The 7,980-nt window shown below is 67.5% G+C and carries 4 protein-coding genes; 3 read left to right on the top strand and 1 reads right to left on the bottom strand.

What is annotated here, in order from left to right:
• Positions 1–254: hypothetical protein (locus K0M70_RS07840; protein WP_290781242.1), on the bottom strand; the 254-nt coding region annotated here is incomplete at its 3' end.
• 19 nt (positions 255–273) lie between these two features.
• Here K0M70_RS07840 and K0M70_RS07835 point away from each other — a divergent pair.
• The 3 genes from K0M70_RS07835 to K0M70_RS07825 form a co-directional block, all read left to right on the top strand.
• Entirely contained in the window at positions 274–3,723 is a 3,450-nt protein-coding gene (locus tag K0M70_RS07835) for an Ig-like domain-containing protein (RefSeq protein WP_290781241.1), read from the top strand.
• Between the two features lie 29 nt (positions 3,724–3,752).
• Positions 3,753–7,388, top strand: a complete 3,636-nt coding sequence (locus K0M70_RS07830) for a hypothetical protein (protein ID WP_290781240.1) — start codon at positions 3,753–3,755, stop codon at positions 7,386–7,388.
• On the top strand, positions 7,369–7,980 hold a 612-nt coding region (locus tag K0M70_RS07825), incomplete at its 3' end, for a hypothetical protein (RefSeq protein WP_290781239.1). The genes K0M70_RS07830 and K0M70_RS07825, both read left to right, overlap by 20 nt.

Raw genomic sequence — 7,980 nt, 5'->3', positions numbered from 1 at the left:
GACGCCGCGGCGGTGTGCCCGGTGACGACGCTCGCTCCCGGCGCCAGCACCACCTGCACCGGCACGCATACGATCACCCAGGCCGAGGTCAACGCCGGCACTGTGAACAACAGTGCGACCGCCAGCGGCACGCCGCCGGGTGGTGGCACCACGATGTCGCCGCCGGACACGACGAGCACGCCGATCGCCGCCGCGCCTTCGCTGACGATCGACAAGACCGCCGGCACGCCGAGCGGCGCGACCGCCGGCAGCACGATTGATTACACGTTCCTGGTGACCAACACGGGCAACGTGACGATCACCGGTATCGTCATCAATGACGCCAACCTCGACGCCGCGGCGGTTTGCCCGGTGACGACGCTGGCTCCCGGCGCCAGCACCACCTGCACGGGTACGCACACCATCACCCAGGCCGAGATCAACGCCGGCACCGTAGACAACAGCGCCACCGCCAGCGGCACGCCGCCGGTGGGTGGTCCGATCACGAGCCCGCCGGACACGACGAGCACGCCGATCACGGCCGCCCCGGCGCTGACCATCGACAAGACCGCCGGTACGCCGAACGGTTTTTCCCCCGGCAGCACGATCGGCTACACGTTCCTGGTCACCAACACCGGCAACGTGACCATCACCGGTATCGTTATCAATGACGCCAACCTCGACGCCGCGGCCGTGTGCCCGGTGACGACGCTCGCTCCGGGCGCCAGCACCACGTGCACCGGTACGCACACCATCACCCTGGCTGAAATAAACGCTGGCACCGTGAACAACACTGCGACCGCCACCGGCACGGCGCCGGGTGGTGGCGCGGTTACTAGCCCGCCTGACAGCACGAGTACGCCCCTCGCAGCCGTTCCGAGGCTGAGGATTGACAAGACGGCCGGTACGCCGTCGGGTGCCACGGTGGGAAGCACGGTCGCCTATACGTTCCTGGTCACCAACTCGGGCAACGTCACGATCACCGATATCGTGATCAACGACGTCAACCTCGACGCGCCGGCCGTATGCCCCGTGACGACGCTGCTGCCGGGCGGTGCCACCACCTGCACGGGCATGCACACCATCACCCAGGCCGAGGTCGACGCCGGCGTGGTCAACAACACCGCGACGGCCAGCGGCACCACGCCGGGTGGCGGCACGGCGACCAGCCCGCCAGATTCGACGAGCACGCCGATCGGTGCAGCGCCTGCGCCTTCGTTGACCATCGACAAGACCGCCGGCACGCCGTCGGGCCTAACCGTTGGCAGCACGATCGGCTATACGTTCCTGGTCACCAATACCGGCAACGTCACGCTCACCGGCATCGTCATCAACGACGTCAACCTTGACGCCCCGGCCGTGTGCCCGGTGACGACGCTGCTGCCGGGTGCCAGCACCACCTGCAACGGTACGCACACGATCACCCAGGCCGAGGTAGACGCCGGAAGGGTGAACAACAGTGCCACCGCGACCGGCACCACGCCGGTTGGCGGCAGCACGACGTCGCCGCCGGACACCACCAGCACGCCGATCGGGGCCAGTCCGTCGCTTACCATCGACAAGACGGCATCCGTGGCGACCTACGCCACGGTCGGACAGGTCATCGACTACGCCTACTTGGTGTCCAACACCGGCAACGTCACCATCACGGGCATCACGGTGATTGACGACCGCATTGCCTCAGTGTCCTGCCCGGCAACTACGCTGCAGCCTGGCTCGTCCATGACCTGCACTGCCCGTTACACCATCCAGGCCGCAGACTTGGCGGGCTCGCCCGGCAGCGTCACGAACATCGCCACGGCGAACGGCACGCCCACTGCCGGCACGCTGGTCCCGGCCGTGGACAGCGTGACCATCACCGAGCTGGCCGGCGAGATCATCGCCGTTGACGACGAAGGCACCGTGCCCGACGGCGGCGTGGGCGGCATCGCCGTTCCCAACGTGCTGGTGAACGACACGCTCAACGGTGCCCCGGCAACTCTGGGCACCGTCACCATCACCGTGCTCGCCACCAGCAGCCCGAACATCACGCTGGATCCGGCCACGGGCCAGGTGACGGTGGCGCCGGGTACGGCCGTGGGCACCTACACGGTCACCTATCGCATCTGCGAGATCGCCAATCCCACCAACTGCAGCGACGCCGTGGTCACGGTGGTGATCGCCGGCGTCGACATCGCCCCCATCGCTGTGGACGATGACTTCATCGGTGACGAGGGCATGCCGGTATCGGGCAGCGTGGTCGGCAACGATACGCCAGGCAACGGCAGCAGCAGCTACACGGTGCTGGCCCCGCCCACCAGCGGTACGGTGGTGATGAACCCGGACGGCAGCTTCATCTACACGCCTGCCCCTGGTTTCGTCGGCCCCGTCACCTTCCCGTACCAGGTGTGCGACGCGGACGGTGACTGCGCCACGGCGATCGTCACCATCAACGTGCGCCCGCTGCAGGGCAAGCTGGTGCTGCAGAAGTCGGTTGCCAAGCGTGATGTGAGCGCCGGTTCGCTGGTGTCGTACACCCTCACCGTCACCAACATCGGCCAGCTGCCGGTGGTGGCCGCCGACGTGGTGGACGTACCGCCGCCGGGCTTCGCATTCGTTCCGGGCAGCGAGACGATCCTGGACGCGGACAACCTGGCCATCACCACCGGCACCCGTCCGATCACCTTTACCGGTATCGACATCCCGGTGGGTGGCACCGCCACCATCACGTACCTGCTGCGCGCTGGCGCCGGCCTGGTCCCGGGTGAGTACGTCAACGAAGCAACGGTGTACCAGTTCGGCGTCGCGGTCAGCAATGCCGCTTCCGCCGCCGTGATCACCGGCGCGGGGCTCGACCCCGACTTCGAACAGACCCGTATCTGGGGCAAGGTGTTCGACGACCGCAACGGTGATGGCTGGCAGGACGAAGACGAGCGGGGCATCCCGGGCGTCCGCCTGGCCACGGTGGAGGGGCTGGTCAGCGAAACCGACGCCCAGGGCCGATTCCATATCGAAGGCCTGGTGGTTTCGAACCAGATGCGCGGGCAGAACTTCGTGGTCAAGGTCGACAAGAGCACGCTGCCTGAGGGCGCCGAGTTCACCACGGCCAATCCGCTGATGCGCCGCATCACCCCGGCCATTCCCACCCGGTTCGACTTCGGTGTTCGCATGCCGCCTTCGCCAAAGGCCAAGGGCGTGGTTGAGCTGGACCTGGGCATCGTGGTCTTCCAGCCGGGCAGCAGCGAGGTCAGCAGCCGCTACCGCGAAGTGCTGGCGCAGATGGTGACGCAGATCCGAGACCACGATGGCGGGGAAGTCAGCATCCAGACCATCGCCGGTGAAGAGGCCTTGGCGTTCGAGCGGGCGGTGGCGGTGCGCACCGAGCTGCTGGCGCTGCTGGGTGACATGCCGGCGGGCCAGCTGCAGGTGGACGTGCTGCAGGCCGACAAGACCCGCCTGCTGTCGGTGGGCGAGGGCGTCAGGCTCGGATCGGTCCTGTTCGACACCGATCGCGCCACGCTTCGCGCCGGCAGCGATCCACTGATCGATGCCATAGCGCGCGAAGTGGGCGACCCGGCCTGCGGCTGCGTGGTCACGCTCACGGGCCATGCCGATGTGCGCGGCGATGCGAGCTACAACAAGGCGCTGTCGCTGCGTCGCGTGGAAGCGGTTCGCCAGGCCATCGAGGCCAGGCTGACACCAGAGCAACGTGCCCGGCTGCGGGTGGAAACCGAAGGCGCCGCGGCGCCGGGAGCGGGCAAGTGAACCGGAATCGACGGGTAGTGAAGATGCGCATGAAGCTGCTGGACTACACCCTTGTCGGTCTCCTGGGCACGCTGCCCGTGGGCGCGATGGCCCAGGTGCCTGCGCCTGCCGCAGACGAGTCGAGGGTTTCCTGCGACGACAGCGGTTGCGATGACGGTGACGGGGCCGTGCTGCGGATCCGCAGCCGGGGCGAGGTGGACTCCAGCGCTGGCGACGCCAGCCAGCTGCAGTCCGATCGCCGCGTCGACGTCGAGCGCCTGCAGTCCGGGCGCACGCAGGTGCGCGGTCGTTTCGCGCTGGACCTGCCTGGGGGTGGTGTCCTGTGGGCCACCGAAGACCCCCAGCTCGCCTCGCCGAACCTGAATGTCCAGGCCAACCCGCTGGTGGAGTTCAGCAACGGTCGCATCAGTTCGCCCGTGCGCTTCATGAGCTACAGCAACTACCCGGCTTTTGCCGAACGCCACGAGCTGGTGATCTACCGCGGCACCGACGCCGACCTGGTGGCACCGCTGGCAACCCTGCCGATGCCGGCCGCCGCGGTAGGCGAGCTTGAATGGAATGGCGAACTGTCCGCGGACGTGCGCCTTCGCGAGGGCGACCAGCTGATTTACGTGCTGCGCGCGATTGCCAGCGACGGCAGCGTGGACGAGACCTATCCCAACACGCTCACCCTGGTGCGACCCGAGGACGTCAAGCGCAGCCAGCAGCAGATCGGCGCGCAGGCGGACGCTCGGTTCACTGGCATGGACGCCGAAGAGATCGCCGAGCGCCAGCTCACGGAATCCGTGTTCGGGCAGGGCAACCTGCGCCTGCAGAACATCCCCATCTACGGTTCGCGGGTGCGCATCCTTGGCGAGGAAATAGCGCCCGGCCAGGCGCTGCGCATCGACGGCCGGAGCTATCCGGTCGACCTGGAGCGCAGGTTCGCCGCCGAGTTCCTGCTGCCGGTGGGCAAGCACAGTTTCGCCATCGAAGTAGGCGACGGCGCACAGAAGTTCGAGCGCACGCTCGACGTCGACGTCACCGGTCGCTACCTGTTCGTGGTGGCGTTGGCTGACGTCACGGTGTCCGAGAACGCCATCAGCGGCGCAGTGGTGCCGGTGGGCGTGGACGATCGCTATGACGACCTGATCACCGAAGGCCGGCTGGCGCTCTACCTCAAGGGCAAGGTCAAGGGTCGCTACCTGGTGACGGCGCAGGCCGACACGCGCGAGAACGAGATCAGCGAACTGTTCGACGGCTTCCTGGAGCCGGATGCGCGCGACGTCTTCCGTCGCCTCGACCCGGACCAGTACTACCCCGTGTACGGTGACGACTCCACCACGTACCGCGACGCAGACACCCAGGGCCGCATGTACGTGCGCGTGGACTGGGACAAGAGCCAGGCCCTGTGGGGTAACTTCGTCACCGGATTCACCGGCACCGAGTATGGCCAGTACGCACGCAGCCTTTACGGCGGCGCAGTCAACTGGCGCAGTCGCGCCAGCACGCCGCTGGGCGAGGCGCGGCACACCGTGCGGGCCTTCGGTTCGGAGGCGCAGAGCGCGCCGGGCCACAGCGAGTTCCTCGGCACCGGCGGCAGCCTGTACTACTTGCGCCATACCGACCTGCTGCCCGGCTCGGACCAGGTGGTGCTGGAAGTGCGCGACCCGCTCACCGGCCGCGTCGAGACGCGCGTCAGCCTGGTGCGCGACGTTGACTACGAGATCGACGAGCTGCAGGGCCGCCTGATACTGACCCGCCCGCTGCTGCAGATCGTGCGCGACAACCTGCCTTCGATCATCCGTGACACCCCCTTGGACGGTTTCGACAACCGCCTGCTGGTGGACTACGAATACATCCCGGTCGGCTTCAGCGCCGACCAGGCCACCGTGGGCTTCAACGGCCGCACCTGGCTGGGCGACCACGTGGCCGTCGGCGGCACGTACGTGGACGAACAGCGGGCCGGCGAAGACTACCGGCTGGGCGCGCTCGACCTGACCCTGCAGGCTGGCCGCGGCACCTATCTCAAGCTTGAACAGGCCAGCAGCGAAGCCACGAGTGCGCCGGTGTTCTTCTCTGACAACGGCGGCCTGAGCTTCACCCGGCTCAATCCGATCGCCGGTTCGCGCGACGGTGAAGCCCGCAGCATCGAGGCGCGCGTAAACCTGCTGGAGCGTGGCATCACCGAGCGTGAGTGGACCCTGGGCGCCTGGTGGCGCGACGTGGATGCCGGTTTCTCGGTGGCGCGCCAGGACATAGGCCTGCCGATTGAGGAATACGGCGCCGAGTTCGCCGGGCAGGTTAACGATGACCTGCGCCTGACCGGCCGCTACAGCGACGCCAAACGCGGCACCGACGGTGTCGAGCAGGCGCAGCTGATGGCCGAATGGCGCCTGGCGGACTTCAACGAGCTCACCGGTGAACTGCGTTCGGTCACCGAGACCCGCGCCGGCGTTTCGGCCACCGGTTCGCTGGCGGCGGTGCGCTACAGCCATCGCATCGGTGAGTCTTTCGATCTGTACGGCGTTGGCCAAGTGACCCTGGGCGACGACGGCGGCGACTACGAAGGCAACGACGCCTTCACGCTTGGCGGCAAGTACCTGTTCGGCAATCTTTCCAGCGTTGGCGCGGAGCTGACCACGGGCGAGCGCGGCGACGCCGCCAGCGTCAATGCCGAGTACCGCTTGACCGACATGCACAGTGTGTACGGCAACTACACGCACTCCACCGACACCACCGCCGGCGACCCGCTGTACGGCGCGGCGCCCACCGGTCTGACCTTTGGCCAGCGCTGGCGTGTGTCGGAGCAGGTGAACCTGTTCAACGAAAGCCAGTTCCTGAAGGCACGCCAGGAAAGCGGCATCGCCCACACCTATGGCATGGACTTCTACCCGGGCCTGGGCTGGACGCTGGGCTTCACGCTGCAGCAGGCCGAGCTGGAATCGGCGCTGGGCCTGGTGGACCGCCGCGCGGTGAGCATCAGCGCCGGACGCACCGACCAGGACGTGAACTGGAGCAGCAAGCTCGAGTACCGCGAAGACACCGGCGTTGAAGAACGCACCCAGTGGGTTACCACCAACCGGCTCAACTGGCGCCTCAACGACGACTGGCGCATCGCCGGACGCTTCAACTACGGCGACACCGAAGACGCCGTCAATCCCGAGGCCGATGCTCGGTTCGTCGAAGGCAGCCTGGGCTTCGCCTATCGCCCCGCAGCCAACGACCGGCTGGCCCTGCTCGGCAAATACACCTACCTGTATGACCTGAGCAGCCTCGGCCAGGACACGTTGGCCGACTTTGACCAGCGCTCGCATATCTTCTCGCTCGAGGGCATCTACCGCCTGAACAAGCACTGGGAGCTGGCCGGCAAGGTTGCGCACCGCGAGGGCGAGGCCAGGCTGGCCCGCGCCATCGGCCCTTGGTTCGAAACCACGGCCGACTTCGCCGCCGTGCAGACCCGCTACAACCTGCTGGCGAAGTGGGATGCGCTGGCCGAGTACCGATGGCTGCGCGTGGTGGAGAACGACAGCGACCGTGCCGGCTGGCTGGTGGGCGTCGACCGCCATCTGGGCGACAACTTCCGCCTGGGAATTGGCTACAATTTCACCAGCTTCAGCGACAATTTGACGGTGCTGGACTACGACCAGAAGGGATGGTTCCTCAATGTCACGGGCACTTACTGACCGGACGAAGGCCTGCGCCAGCGCCGCGCTGGCCTGCCTGCTCGCTCTGTTCGCGCCCGTCGCGACCGCGCAGGTGCAGCGCACGCTGGTCAATCTCAGCTTCGAGCAGCCTGCGCTGGGCGCGGCGAGCTGCTTCAGGACCATTAGCGAATCCGTCGTCCCCGGCTGGTTCACCGACCACCCGGTGATCGCCACGCAAACGGTGACCTGCGACAACGCCAACATCCCGGGCGCGCCGGCCAGCGGCGCGGCGATGGAATTCTGGGCGAACAATTTCAACGCCACGCCAGCGCGCAGTGGCTCCCAGCTGGTGGAGCTCAATGCTTCGGCGGTGTCCCGCCTGTCGCAGACGGTGTGCCTGGTGAACGGCGAGCAGGTGAGCTGGGTGTTCAGCCATCGTGGCCGCGGCAGCGACACGGTCCAGGACGTCATGGAATACCTGGTCGGCGCCTCCCCGATCGTCCGGGTTGGCACCACCAACATCGGCAGTGGTGGCGTGTTGAGCACCAGCCTGGGCACGGCGGCGTCCCCCCCCGGCCCCCACCGCTGGGGCGGCGACAACGGCGCGGTGACCTACACCCGGGCCCCCCGG

It is taken from the genome of Arenimonas sp. (assembly GCF_019459675.1).
Classification (GTDB): domain Bacteria; phylum Pseudomonadota; class Gammaproteobacteria; order Xanthomonadales; family Xanthomonadaceae; genus Arenimonas.
This window is presented reverse-complemented; position numbering and strand designations above follow the sequence as displayed.